Annotated in this window: 12 protein-coding genes; 9 read left to right on the forward strand and 3 right to left on the reverse strand. The window is 63.8% G+C overall.

Going from position 1 to position 11,654, the window contains the following annotated elements; all coding sequences use genetic code 11:
• The 3 genes from ruvX to ABIB80_RS24280 all read right to left on the reverse strand — a co-directional run bounded on the left by ruvX (position 1) and on the right by ABIB80_RS24280 (position 2,474).
• Positions 1-492, reverse strand: coding sequence for a Holliday junction resolvase RuvX (ruvX, locus tag ABIB80_RS24270; protein WP_007603328.1), 492 nt, complete (start codon positions 490-492; stop codon positions 1-3).
• A 66-nt stretch (positions 493-558) separates the two neighbouring features.
• Positions 559-1,197 (reverse strand): hypothetical protein, encoded by a 639-nt coding sequence (locus ABIB80_RS24275; RefSeq protein WP_219684737.1) that lies wholly within the window; start codon positions 1,195-1,197, stop codon positions 559-561.
• 386 nt (positions 1,198-1,583) lie between these two features.
• Positions 1,584-2,474 carry a LysR family transcriptional regulator gene (locus ABIB80_RS24280; RefSeq protein ID WP_219684736.1) on the reverse strand — a complete coding sequence of 297 codons (891 nt, stop codon included), beginning with the start codon at positions 2,472-2,474 and terminating at the stop codon, positions 1,584-1,586.
• Positions 2,475-2,569: 95 nt separating this feature from the next.
• Between ABIB80_RS24280 and ABIB80_RS24285 the strand changes: the two genes are divergently transcribed.
• The 9 genes from ABIB80_RS24285 to ABIB80_RS24325 all read left to right on the forward strand — a co-directional run bounded on the left by ABIB80_RS24285 (position 2,570) and on the right by ABIB80_RS24325 (position 11,412).
• Complete coding sequence (locus ABIB80_RS24285; protein ID WP_219684735.1) at positions 2,570-3,544, forward strand: NAD(P)H-dependent flavin oxidoreductase; 975 nt, start codon at positions 2,570-2,572, stop codon at positions 3,542-3,544.
• Between the two features lie 17 nt (positions 3,545-3,561).
• Positions 3,562-4,638, forward strand: coding sequence for an NAD(P)H-dependent flavin oxidoreductase (locus tag ABIB80_RS24290; RefSeq protein ID WP_219684734.1), 1,077 nt, complete (start codon positions 3,562-3,564; stop codon positions 4,636-4,638).
• A 77-nt stretch (positions 4,639-4,715) separates the two neighbouring features.
• The gene (gatC, locus tag ABIB80_RS24295; protein ID WP_007603335.1) at positions 4,716-5,003 is read left to right on the forward strand and encodes an Asp-tRNA(Asn)/Glu-tRNA(Gln) amidotransferase subunit GatC; all 288 of its coding nucleotides are present in this window, start codon (positions 4,716-4,718) and stop codon (positions 5,001-5,003) included.
• An 83-nt stretch (positions 5,004-5,086) separates the two neighbouring features.
• A complete protein-coding gene (locus tag ABIB80_RS24300; RefSeq protein WP_007603337.1) occupies positions 5,087-5,299 on the forward strand; it encodes a hypothetical protein in 213 nt (70 codons plus the stop codon).
• The gene (gene gatA, locus ABIB80_RS24305) at positions 5,296-6,771 is read left to right on the forward strand and encodes an Asp-tRNA(Asn)/Glu-tRNA(Gln) amidotransferase subunit GatA (protein ID WP_354128568.1); all 1,476 of its coding nucleotides are present in this window, start codon (positions 5,296-5,298) and stop codon (positions 6,769-6,771) included. Before ABIB80_RS24300 ends, gatA begins: the two co-directional genes overlap by 4 nt.
• A complete protein-coding gene (locus tag ABIB80_RS24310; protein WP_219684732.1) occupies positions 6,762-7,067 on the forward strand; it encodes a hypothetical protein in 306 nt (101 codons plus the stop codon). Before gatA ends, ABIB80_RS24310 begins: the two co-directional genes overlap by 10 nt.
• Positions 7,064-7,960, forward strand: a complete 897-nt coding sequence (locus ABIB80_RS24315) for a class I SAM-dependent methyltransferase (protein WP_219684731.1) — start codon at positions 7,064-7,066, stop codon at positions 7,958-7,960. Before ABIB80_RS24310 ends, ABIB80_RS24315 begins: the two co-directional genes overlap by 4 nt.
• The gene (gene gatB / locus ABIB80_RS24320; RefSeq protein WP_007603352.1) at positions 7,957-9,441 is read left to right on the forward strand and encodes an Asp-tRNA(Asn)/Glu-tRNA(Gln) amidotransferase subunit GatB; all 1,485 of its coding nucleotides are present in this window, start codon (positions 7,957-7,959) and stop codon (positions 9,439-9,441) included. Before ABIB80_RS24315 ends, gatB begins: the two co-directional genes overlap by 4 nt.
• Positions 9,442-11,145: 1,704 nt before the next feature.
• Positions 11,146-11,412: a hypothetical protein gene (locus ABIB80_RS24325; RefSeq protein ID WP_219684721.1), complete on the forward strand. Its 267-nt coding sequence runs from the start codon at positions 11,146-11,148 to the stop codon at positions 11,410-11,412.
• Positions 11,413-11,654 lie beyond the last annotated feature (242 nt).

Below are 11,654 nucleotides of genomic sequence, written 5' to 3' on the forward strand. Positions count from 1 at the left end.
TCAGTCAGGCCCCGGGGCTGCGCGCAGATTGGCGAGGCGGTCGAGCGCGCCTTGCAGGATGAAGATCGCGGCGTGCTCGTCGATCACTTCGGCGCGCTTGGCGCGGCTGACGTCCATGCCGATCAATTCGCGCTCGACCGCGGCAGTCGATAGACGCTCATCCCAGAGGCCGATCGGCAGCGCGGTCAGGCCAGCGAGGTTGCGGGCAAACGCCCGGGTCGATTGCGCGCGCGGGCCCTCGCTGCCGTCCATGTTGATGGGCAGGCCGAGCACGAAGCCGACGGCCTTGCGTTCACTGGCAATCGCGAGCAGCCGGGCGGCATCCTGCTTGAACGCCTTGCGCTGGATGGTCTCGACGCCGGTCGCCAACCGGCGGTCCGGATTGGACACGGCAACGCCAATGGTCTTGGTACCCAGATCAAGGCCGACCAAGCCGCCGCGTTCCGGCCAGTGGGTTGCAGCATCGACGAGAGGCAGGATAAGAGCCGGCATGGGACTAGCGCATATCACGCGTCGCGCTGCGGTGCTACAAAATGGAAAAGCCGCACGAAAGGCGGCTCAGACGGCGACGATGCGCCCCTTAATTGCGAATAGATCGGGCGGCTCATAGCGCCTGAATTGCTCTGCAACCTCCAAGCCCGGCGGCGGCTCACCAATCACCGAGCTCTCTTCCCGTATCTGGAATCCTGCCTCGCGGAATAGTCGCAAGTAGTCGCTGTGGCGCAGCCGATTGACGTACTGCTTGCCACTGTTGAACGGTCGCCACTGTTCATCCGAATAGCGGAGGAAGTTCAGTCTCGAAACTGACTTGTCCGACCTGGCATAATGGTCGCTATAGTCGATTGAATGCGTCGTGAGGCCATTGGTGACGGCGCGCAATCCCTTGAGAAGGGTTACAAGCTGGTCTGCCGGCACGTGCTCCAGAACCTCGTTCGAGCAGGAGCAATCCACTTTCGTTCCGTCATCGTTCACATAGTAAGGGGCCCGATACTCAATCCCCGACCGCGCAAGGTCATCCCAAGTCTCGAACTTGCCGCCGAGCCTGCTTCCTGCATGCCGGATCAGATCTAGCTTCGCCAGCCGCTCGACGTCGCATGCGATGATCTTCGGCACGCCAAGCGCCCTGAGGGCGATAGGAACGGCCAGATCGCGTCCGGCGCCGATTTCCAAGACCGATCCAGGAAGCGCATCGCTCACGGCACTGTAGTCCGCTACAACGCGCCGGGCGATTCCGGCAAGAGCATCAAGCGTAGCATCTCGGCGAGGCCAGGTGGCGCTGCAAGAAGTAGTGCGCCTGAGCCCCGCCGGGGAGATCGAGCGCACGGAACGCAAGTGCTTTAAGCCGCCAATCCATGGCCTTGCCCTACTATGGGTCGAACGAATTGTCGAGGAGACCGAGTTGCGGGGGCTGCCGGGATCGCATGTTCGCCGTGACGGCGATGCTGGTCCCTGGAACACCGCAGCCAATGGTTCGTGGTGCTGTTCGCCATGTCCTGCGTGCCCGGTTCGGCTTAAGGCTTCCTGCAAGGGGCCTAGCCGTTCGACGTGGTCGAGGCGATCTGGGCCACTGCGGCGCTGGGGTCTCAGGCCGCGATGAATTCGTCGTCCTGCTTCAGGCAGGCGGAAAACCCGTTCAGCGCGCTGGTTTGATGTCCGGCACGACGCTGGATGAAGAGCGTCTCGACCTGCGCGTGCGAATGGCTCAGCGCGTGCATCGACACGCTGCCATTGATCGCGCTGCGTTCGACCACGGCGCGCGGCAGCAGCGTCACACCCATATCGGCGGCGACACAGCCGATCATGCCGTCGAGCGTGCCGAGCTCGAAGCGTGCGGCTGACGGCCAGCCGAACTCGACAAAGATCTGTTCCAGCCGCTGCCGGTAGGTGCAGCCAGTGCGGAACGTCAGCGCGGTCGGGCCGGATTCCGGCGTGCCGGCACGCAACTCGGCGAGCGTGGCCCAGCGCCGCGCACTGACCAGCACCAGCTCTTCGCGGAACGCGCTTGTCGCGGTGAGATCGGCATGCGCGATCGGACCTGCGACGAAGGCGCCGTCGAGCGTGCCTTCGAGCACGCACGCTACGAGGTCGGCGGTGGGCGCGGTGCGCAGGCTCAGCCGGACGGCGGGAAAGCGGCGATGAAAATCGGCCAGCAGCGGCGGCAGCCGCACCGCCGCGGTCGTTTCCATCGAGCCGATCGCGAGCGGTCCCTTGGGCTCGCCGTCGTCGCAGGCCGCGAGCACGGCCTCGCGCGCGAGCGCGGACATCCGTTGCGCGTAAGGCAACAGCCTTTTGCCCGCGCCCGTCAGGGTCATGCCGCGGCTATGGCGTTCGAACAGCGGTGTACCGATCTCCGCCTCCAGCGCCTTCACGCGCTGGGTCACGTTCGACTGCACCGTGTTGAGCTCTTCGGCCGCGCGGGTGATGCCGCCGGTGCGGGCGACGGCAGCGAAGGTCTGGATGTCGCTGAGTTCCATAATATCGTTTCTCTTTTGAGATGGTAGCGTTCGTTAGAATTCAATTTTAGAGAATGGTATTCTGGACTAATGTTCGTGTCGAGAGCGGAGGAGCCATGCCGATCATCACGCCGCTGACCCAGCTCCTGGGGATCAAACATCCGATCCTGCTGGCTCCAATGGACACGATCGCCGGCAGCCGGCTGACGCGGGCGGTCAGCGAGGCCGGCGGCTTCGGGATCCTGGGTGGTGGCTACGGCGATCAGGAGCGGCTCGAGGCCGAGACCAGGCAACTGAGCGGCTCTGCTTCGTTCGGTATCGGCTTCATCACCTGGAGCCTCGCAAAAAAACCAAGACTTCTCGACATCGCACTCGACGCCAATCCGCAAGCGATCATGCTGTCATTCGGCGATCCCGCGCCATTTGCAGCGCGCATCAGGACGTGCGGGGTGCGCTTGATCTGCCAGGTGCAGAGCGAGGACATGGCGAAGCAGGCGCTCGACGCCGGTGCGGACATCCTGATCGCGCAGGGTACCGAAGCCGGCGGCCACGGCGCATCGCGCACCACCGTCGATATCGTACCTGCGATCGTCGATCTCGCGGCCGGGCGGGTGCCGGTGGTTGCCGCCGGCGGAATTGCCGATGGTCGCGGGCTGGCCGCAATGATGATGCTGGGCGCCTCCGGCGTGCTGATCGGCACGCGCTTCTATGCCAGCGTGGAGGCCAATGGCGCGGAGGAAGCCAAGCAGCGCATTCGCGACGCTGATCCCAATGACACGGTGCGCGGCGTCATCGTCGACTGGTCGCGCAGCCTGTTCTGGCCGGCCCCGTTCACCGCGCGAACGCTGGTCAACGATCATATCAGGCGCTGGACGGGCCGCGAGATCGAGCTGATGCAGCGCGCCGCCGAGGTGACCGTCGAATATGCCGCGGCAAAGGCCGCGGGCAATTTCGAGGTCGCCGCGGTCTTTGCCGGCGAGGCTGTCGGCCTGATCCATGATATTCCGTCCGCCGCCGAAATCGTCGAACGGATTGCGACCGAGGCCGAGCAACTGCTAACCGGCCGGCGAAATTCCAGCGTGTCCGCCTAAACTGCGAGAGAACAACCATGTGGCCGAACCGTCGACTGATCGATCTCTTCAAGACCGAATTCCCGATCGTGCTGGCGCCGATGGCTGGCGTGATGGACGCGGAGCTGGTGATCGCCGTTGCGCAAGGCGGGGGGCTCGGCTCGCTACCGAGCGCGATGCTGTCGCCGGACAAGGCACGCGAGCAGGTCAACATCATCCGGCAGCGCGTCTCCGCGCCGGTGAACATGAATTTCTTCTGCCACACACCGGTCGAGCTCACAGCCGAGGCGGAGGCGCGCTGGAAGCAGCGCCTCGCGGGCTACTACAATGAGCATGGCCTCGATCCCGCCGCACCCATCAATGCCGCGAACCGCGCGCCGTTCGACGCCGGCTTCTGCGAGGTCGTGGAGGAGCTGAAGCCCGAGATCGTCAGCTTCCACTTCGGCCTGCCGGAGGCCGCGCTGCTCAAGCGGGTCAAGGCGGCCGGATGTCTCGTCATCTCCTCGGCGACCACGGTGAGGGAAGCGGTCTGGCTCGAGCAGCACGGCGCTGACGCGGTGATCGCACAAGGCGCGGAGGCCGGCGGTCATCGTGGCATGTTCCTGACCGACAAGATCTCGGAACAGCCCGGCACCTTCGCGCTGGTGCCGCAGGTGGTCGACGCGGTGAAGGTCCCGGTGATTGCGGCCGGCGGCGTTGCGGATGGCCGCGGCATTGCAGCCGCCTTCGCGCTCGGCGCGGCCGGCGTGCAGATCGGGAGTGCCTATCTGCGCTGTCCGGAATCCAAAGTCAGTGCAGCGGCACGCGCGGCGCTCGCCGAGGGGCGGGATGATTCCACCGTTATCACCAATGTCATGACCGGGCGGCCGGCGCGCGGCGTCCAGAACCGCCTGATGCGCGAGGCCGGCCCGATTTCGCCGGACGCGCCGCCATTTCCCCATGCCGCAACGGCGCTGGGACCGCTGAAGGCGGCTGCCGAAAAGCAGGGCAGGGTAGATTTCACCAATCTCTGGGCCGGACAGGCGATCGCCCTCGGCCGCGAGGTCCCGGCAGCCGAATTGACCCGGGATCTCGCCAAAACGGCCCTGGCTCGCCTGAAAGCTCTCGCCGGATAGGTCCCCGCCGCCGGTTGCGGCGCAAAAGCGGCCTCTGCTATACGGCACTTAGGTTTTGCCGTGAGAGGCCTTATATAATGTCCGTCGACGCCGCTACCGTCCGCCGCATCGCGCATCTGGCGCGCATTGCGGTTTCCGAGGGCGAGGTTCCGCATCTGCAGGGCGAGCTCAACGCCATGCTCGCCTTTGTCGAGCAGCTCTCGGAGGTCAATGTCGAGGGTGTGGAGCCCATGACCTCGGTCACCCCGATGCAGATGAAGAAGCGGCAGGATTTGGTCAATGACGGCGAGATCGCCGACGATATCGTTGCCAACGCGCCCGCGACCGAAGGTCACTTCTTTCTGGTGCCGAAGGTCGTCGAGTAACTTGCATAGCGTTTTCGAGCGAAGTGGAAGCCGGTTCGCGTAAAGAAAACGCGTCAAACTAAAGAGTCTTAGGACGTGGTCCGATGTGCATGCTTTGCGACGACGAGAAGGCCTATCAGGCCTATATGAACTATCTCGACAAGATGGAGCGGCAGGGCAAGGCCGCCGACCCCAATGTCGCCGTCAATGCCGTGCTCGACGAGATCGAGGCGGCGGCCAAAGCGTCCGCCAAAAAAGACGACCCGGCCAACGACAAGTCCCTGTCTCCGTTCTTCTGCAGCCCGATCAATAAATGACCGATTTGACATCGCTGACGCTCGCCGAGGCCCGCAAGGGCCTTGCGGCCAAGACTTTCACGTCCCTCGAGCTGACCGACGCGCATCTGAACGCGATCGAAGCCGCGCGTGTGCTCAATGCTTTCGTCATGGAGACGCCGGACCAGGCGCGGACCATGGCGCGCGAGGCGGACGCCAGGATCGGGAAGGGCGACGCGGGGCCGCTCGCCGGCATTCCGCTCGGCATCAAGGACCTGTTCGCGACGAAGGGCGTGCGCACCACGGCGTGCTCGAAAATCCTCGGCAATTTCGTGCCGACTTACGAGTCCACCATCACCTCGCAGCTGTGGCGCGACGGCGCGGTGATGCTGGGCAAGCTCAACAATGACGAGTTCGCGATGGGCTCGTCGAACGAGACCTCGTGCTTCGGCCCGGTCGGCAATCCCTGGCGGCGCGACGGAAGCAACGCGACGCTGGTGCCGGGCGGCTCGTCTGGCGGCTCGGCCTCCGCCGTGGCCGCGTTGCTCTGCATGGGCGCCACCGCGACCGACACCGGCGGTTCGATCCGCCAGCCGGCGGCGTTCACCGCAACGGTCGGCATCAAGCCGACCTATGGCCGCTGCTCGCGCTGGGGCATCGTCGCCTTTGCCTCCTCGCTCGACCAGGCCGGTCCGATCGCGCGCAGCACGCGCGATGCCGCGATGCTGTTGCGCTCGATGGCCGGCCACGATCCGAAGGACACGACCTCGATCGACATGGCTGTGCCGGACTACGAGGCCGCGATCGGCAAGTCCGTGAAGGGCATGAAGATCGGCATTCCCAAGGAATACCGGCTCGACGGCATGCCGGCCGAGATCGAAAAGCTTTGGGAAGCGGGCGCGGCCTGGCTGAAAGCGGCAGGAGCCGAACTCGTCGAAGTGTCACTGCCACACACCAAATACGCGTTGCCGGCCTATTACATCGTGGCGCCGGCGGAGGCGTCCTCCAACCTCGCGCGCTATGACGGCGTGCGCTACGGCCTGCGCGAGCAGGGCCGCAACATCAACGAGCTCTACGAGAACACCCGCGCCGAAGGTTTTGGCGCCGAGGTGAAGCGCCGCGTCATGATCGGCAGCTACGTGCTCTCGGCCGGCTACTACGACGCCTATTATTTGCGCGCCCAGAAGGTGCGCACGCTGATCAAGAAGGACTTTGAGGATTGCTTCGCCAAGGGCGTCGACGCGATCCTGACGCCGGCGACGCCGTCGGCGGCCTTCGGCATCGGCGAGAAGGGCGGCGCGGACCCTGTCGAGATGTACCTCAACGACATCTTCACGGTGACGGTGAACATGGCGGGCCTGCCGGGCATCGCGGTGCCCGCCGGCAAGGACGCGCAGGGCCTGCCGCTCGGCCTGCAGTTGATCGGCCGTCCCTTCGACGAGGAGACGCTGTTCTCGCTCGGCGAGGTGATCGAGCAGGCCGCCGGCCGCTTCACGCCAGTGAAATGGTGGTGAACATGGCGGCGTTTATCGGCAGCCTCGACGGCGCCGCGCCGCCGCCGGATCTCAGCGCGCCGCTCGCCGCACTGTGGTGGGCCGCCAAAGGCGACTGGGACCAGGCGCACAGAATCGTCCAGGACGAGAGCAGCCGCGAGGCCGCCTGGGTGCACGCCTATCTGCACCGGGTCGAGGGCGACCTCGGCAATGCCGGCTATTGGTACCGCCAGGCTGGCCAGCCCGTGGCCACGGATTCGCTTGAAGCAGAATGGCAGCGCATCGCCGATACGCTGGGTGGGAGTGCATCCGCATGAGCGAGCCTGGTTTCACGGGTCCGAAAGCGAAGCCGGAGGATTTATTCGGCCGTTTTCGCGAGATCGTTTCCGATCCGCTCAACCTCCTGATCGAGCGCGTCCCGATGGCCGGCCTCGTCGAAGGCGACCAGGTCTATCTGCATAACGGCCTGAAGGTTCCGGGCATCGGGCCCGGAGCCTATTACGGACCTTTCAGCAGTGTGCTCATCATCAATCGCGGCGTCCACGAGCCGCTGGAAGAATATGTCTTCCAGGAATTGCTGAAGCGGCTGGGCGAGGCGCCCTCGATGATCGAGCTCGGCGCCTATTGGGGCCACTATTCGATGTGGCTCAAGAAGGCGCGGCCCAAGGCAGAGGTCATCCTGGTCGAGCCGGATCCCGCTTGCCTGAAGACCGGTCAGGATAATTTCGCGCGCAACGGACTGCGGGCCGAATTCGTCAAGGCCTTCGTCGGCAAGGGCAAATTCGAGGTCGACGCCTTCTTCAGGGACAGGAAGATCAAGCATCTCGACATCTTGCATGCCGATATCCAGGCCTTCGAGGTCGAGATGCTGCAAGGCGCGGAGAGCGTGCTCGCCAAGCGCCGCGTCGATTATCTCTTCATCGCAACCCATTCGCAGGCCCTCCATGACGAGGTCGTCGATCGTCTCAAGGCGCACGGCTACCGCGTTGAGATCTCCAGCGATTTCGAGGAGCAGAGCACGTCGTTCGACGGCTTCGTGTTCGCCTCCTCGCCGGAGGTCGACGCGCTATTCGGAGAGATTGAGGTGATGGGCCGCCGCGAGATCGCGTTGCGCCAGCCGGCCGATGTGCTTCGGTCGCTCAACGGGCTTCTCGAAGCCGGTGAAGCGCGAGCGGTCAAGGGACCAGTAAAGGAACCAGTCAAGCCATGAACGCACCTGCCGCACCCCACAAGCTTCTCAAGGGCTCAACCGGTGACTGGGAGATGGTCATCGGCCTGGAGGTCCACGCTCAGGTGACGTCGAACGCGAAGCTGTTCTCCGGCGCCTCCACCGCGTTCGGCGGCGAACCGAACTCGCATGTGTCGCTGGTCGACGCGGCGATGCCGGGCATGCTGCCCGTCATCAACGAGGAATGCGTCAGACAGGCTGTCCGGACCGGCCTCGGGCTGAACGCGCAGATCAATCTGCGCTCGGTGTTTGACCGCAAGAACTATTTCTATCCGGACTCGCCGCAGGGCTACCAGATCAGCCAGTACAAGTCGCCGATCGTCGGCGAAGGCGAGGTCGTGGTCGAACTGGACGGAGGCAAGACCGCCACGATCGGCATCGAGCGGCTGCATCTGGAGCAGGACGCCGGCAAATTGCTGCACGATCAGTCGCCGACCATGTCCTATGTCGATCTCAACCGCTGCGGCGTGGCGCTGATGGAGATCGTCTCGAAGCCCGACATCCGCGACGCCGAGCAGGCCAAGGCCTATGTGACCAAGCTGCGCTCGATCCTGCGCTATCTCGGCACCTGCGACGGCGACATGGAGAAAGGATCCTTGCGCGCCGACGTCAACGTCTCCGTGCGCAAGCCGGGCGCGCCGCTCGGCACCCGCTGCGAGATCAAGAACATGAACTCGATCACCTTCATCGGCCAGGCGATCGAGTACGAGGCCAGGCGCCAGATCGAAATCCTCGAGGACGGCGGCGCGATCGACCAGGAGACCCGGCTCTACGACCCCAACAAGGGCGAGACGCGGTCGATGCGGTCCAAGGAAGAGGCGCACGACTATCGCTACTTCCCCGATCCCGACCTGCTGCCGCTGGAGTTTTCGCAAAGCTTCGTCGACGAGCTGAAGGCTGAGCTGCCCGAGCTGCCAGACCAGAAGAAGACGCGCTTCGTCGCGGATCTCGGCCTGTCGGCCTACGACGCCAGCGTGCTGGTCGCCGAGCGCGAGAGCGCGGTGTTCTACGAGACCGTGCTGGAGAAGCTCGCCAACCGCGCGCGCGATGGCAAGGTCGCCGCGAACTGGGTGATCAACGAGCTGTTCGGTCGTCTCAACAAGGAAGGCCGGGATATTACGGACTCTCCGGTCGATGCCGCACAGCTCTCCGGGATCATCGACCTGATCGGCGAGGGCACGATCTCCGGCAAGATCGCCAAGGATCTGTTCGAGATCGTCTGGCAGGAGGGCGGCGATCCCCGCGCGCTGGTCGAAAGCCGCGGCATGAAGCAGGTCACGGATCTTTCGGCGATCGAAAAGGTTGTCGACGACATCATCGCGGCCAATCCCGACAAGGCGGCGCAGGTCAAGGACAAGCCGCAGTCACTCGGCTGGTTCGTCGGCCAGGTGATGAAGGCATCCGGCGGCAAGGCCAACCCGCAGAGCGTCAACGAGCTGCTCAAGTCCAAGCTCGGCATCTGACCTCGCGCGTTCGAACGAGGTGACGGACGGGCGTCGTCACCTCGCTTCGGTTCGCGATGCGACGCTCGCGCGCATCCTCGGCGACGAACTTCATCCCGATCGAACGCGATACGCCGACCGAATCGCCGTCACGCGATTCGCGCAAAACGGCGACTTGCACGCGCTCTGACGAGCGTTCGCGCCGTTAATCATGAAAATATTTTCGTTGCCAAAAGTCGCGACTCAGAGTCCGCGAAACGCCTTCGCGAGGCGCTCGCGCGATCGGCAGGATGCATCATTGCAACGATCGCGCGCGATGCGCGCGCGCAAAAAAATACTTTCTGCATAGCGTTTTTCTGCAATCGCATCTCTCGCAAAGGTCGATGCTGCGGGCACTCTCCGCGATCGCAAGCACACGTCATGCAGACCGCTTGCATCGCGTTCGCCAAGCGCAGGCGCGTTGCGTCGTCAACACTTCTTTAAGCGAGACGCTGTTTTTTTCGTTGTGTTGGTGTATTCGGGATGAGTGTGCACTCGATCCCCGACTGCATGCAGCGATTAAGCCATCTCACACATCGGAGGGCAACATGGCCAAGAAAGCTAAGAAGGCAAAGAAGGCGAAGAAGGCGAAGAGCGCAGTGAAGAAGACTGCGAAGAAGACCCGCAAGGTCGCCAAGAAGAAGTAACTTCGCTTTTTGAAGTTGCCGGCTCCTAGAGAGCCGGCACGTCATCAGCGCCTCTCAAAAGGTTCTGGTCGACGATAGAGGGTGTCGGCGAGACATCAGGTCAACGGTCGGATCGTTCTCTTTCGCGGGTTCGCTCGCCAAAGGCCGGTCCGGCAGAAGAAACAAGTTTTCTTCGTTCGTGCGGTTCTCCGTAAGGGGCTCCGCAATTTCACAAGTGGCCTTCGGGCCAACGTGGAAGCTGGTCCTGACGTGTTCGCCGACGCCCTCGTTCTCATGAGGCCGGGGTATTGCCGGCATTCCCATATCCCCACATTGTTGATCTGACCGCGGCATGGCCGTTTTGCCGTTGAGCAGGCGGGTTCGCATATGAGGTCTCAGCGGCGCCTGAGCGAGCGCCTCGTCCTTCGAGACGACCGCTTCGCGGCCTCCTCAGGATGAGGCTCAGCTGCACCCATCTGCGTTGCTGCTGCCGCATCCTCATCCCTCATCCTGAGGGTCCGCCGCAGGCGGGCGTCTCGAAGGATGGCCGCAGTCGAGCTTCCAGCCATATGTTTCTCCATATGCGCGCCCTGCTCGAGCAGGGAGGCTGCGGCGCAATTGCTCGCTGTTCGCGCGCCGCTGGTCCATTCGCGGCGTCATCGCCCGGCTCCGATCGGGCGATCCAGGACGCCGCAGCTTCCCGTGGGACCATTGTCGTCTCAGGAATCCGGTGACGATAGCGGGCGGGATCACCACAGGACGCGCGTCTCCGTGCGCGATGGTTATCGTTCTCCCAAAATCCCAAGGTAAACCGAATCTGACGAATTGCAGAAGTGCCTGCAAAACAGGGACTTCTTGCATTTGTCGCACGCGCCTGGCGCGGGCGCGTTTACGTCTGCTTCATCGCGATACTTAAACTGCCATTCAAATTTGCCCGCCATCATTACCTCCAACAAGCCGGCAAACGGCACGGGCAAGAAGCCTCGGGGATGAGTTGAACAGTTGATTGGACGGGAGCCGCGCTCGGGGGACGGGACGGCACAAAAAAAGGGGATGCGTTATGTTTCAGGGTACTTTCGATCTGGAGACCGCGACGCCGATCGACGCAGACGCGCTGTCGGACGTGCTGTTCGAGCGCGGCCTCTATTGGGCGAGCGGACGCTCCGGTCTCGTCGATCTCGTCGCCGCGCACAAATGGTTCAACCTCGCCGCGCTCAAGGGTCGCAAGGACGCCGTGACGCTGCGCCGGGAAGTCGCCGGGCAGATGTCGGACGCCGATATCTCGGCCGCCCAGCGCGAGGCGAGGGCATGGGTTTCCGCCCACTGAGCGGAGATCACGTCCTGGCCGTCGTTTCGCAGGTGAAAGCTGATTTTCGCTGAATCAGGTTCCCTCGTGCTCCGCCAACCGGATTCGGGGCGGCATGAGGCCACCGTCGCGTGTCAGGTGAAGGAACGCACAGATCTCGGATTCTGCTTGAGCGACCCGAGACATAGGTGACAGTTCGTACCGGACACATGGGTTACACTTTCCGCTTTTGTTCTGCGGGAGGTGTAGATGCCGTGGAAAGC

It is taken from the genome of Bradyrhizobium sp. i1.15.2 (genome assembly GCF_040548425.1).
GTDB lineage: Bacteria > Pseudomonadota > Alphaproteobacteria > Rhizobiales > Xanthobacteraceae > Bradyrhizobium > Bradyrhizobium canariense.